General features: G+C 72.2%; 1 protein-coding gene. It reads left to right on the top strand.

What is annotated here, in order from left to right:
• Positions 1-14: 14 nt before the first annotated feature.
• A partial coding sequence (locus GV790_RS30030; RefSeq protein WP_256673619.1) for an enoyl-CoA hydratase-related protein occupies positions 15-284 on the top strand: 270 nt, incomplete at its 3' end.

Raw genomic sequence — 284 nt, 5'->3', positions numbered from 1 at the left:
GGCTGATCCCGGATATGACCGGGACAGCGACGCTGGCCAGGCTCGTCGGCGCCGACCAGGCGCTGCTGCTCGCGATGACTGCCGACACCGTCGACGCCACCTACGCCGACCGCATCGGCTTGATCACCGAGATCAGCGCGGACCCGATGGCCGAGGCGGAGAAGCTGGCCGACCGCATCGCCTCCCGTCCGCCCCAGGCCGTCGCCAGCGCCAAGCGGCTCATCGACCGCGCGTGGCACGCGTCCGCACGCCGAGCGTTCGCCCTCGAGCGTGCTGCGCAGTTG

It is taken from the genome of Nocardia cyriacigeorgica (genome assembly GCF_010858045.1).
In the GTDB taxonomy this organism is placed as follows: Bacteria; Actinomycetota; Actinomycetes; order Mycobacteriales; family Mycobacteriaceae; genus Nocardia; species Nocardia cyriacigeorgica_E.
The sequence above is the reverse complement of the archived record's forward strand: the minus strand, read 5'-3'. Positions and strand labels throughout refer to the sequence as shown.